At 41.8% G+C, this 251-nt stretch carries 1 protein-coding gene; it reads left to right on the top strand.

Annotated features, from left to right (window positions below; genetic code table 11):
* Positions 1-226, top strand: a 226-nt coding sequence (locus tag NG904_RS17045; protein WP_252232924.1) for an RpiB/LacA/LacB family sugar-phosphate isomerase, incomplete at its 5' end; no start/stop codon positions are given.
* Positions 227-251 lie beyond the last annotated feature (25 nt).

The following is a 251-nucleotide window of genomic DNA, read 5'->3' as shown; positions in this document are numbered from 1 at the left end:
AATCGCAGCAAACAAAGTAAATGGTATCCGTTGTGCGTTAGTTCATGATACTTTCAGCGCGAAAGCGACGAGAGAGCATAATGACACTAACATGCTAGCAATGGGCGAGCGTGTAATTGGTGCTGGTCTAGCGCGTGATATCGCGAAAATCTGGTTAACAACTGATTATGAAGGTGGTCGTCACGAAAACCGCGTAGGAAAAATTAAAACATACGAAACAAAGTAATAGATTCTAACTATCAGTAGTGTGA

It is taken from the genome of Clostridium sp. ZBS15, from assembly GCF_023845705.1.
Lineage (GTDB): Bacteria > Bacillota > Clostridia > Clostridiales > Clostridiaceae > Clostridium > Clostridium aquiflavi.
Note: the sequence above shows the minus strand (reverse complement) of the source record. Positions and strands in the feature narration are given on the sequence as shown.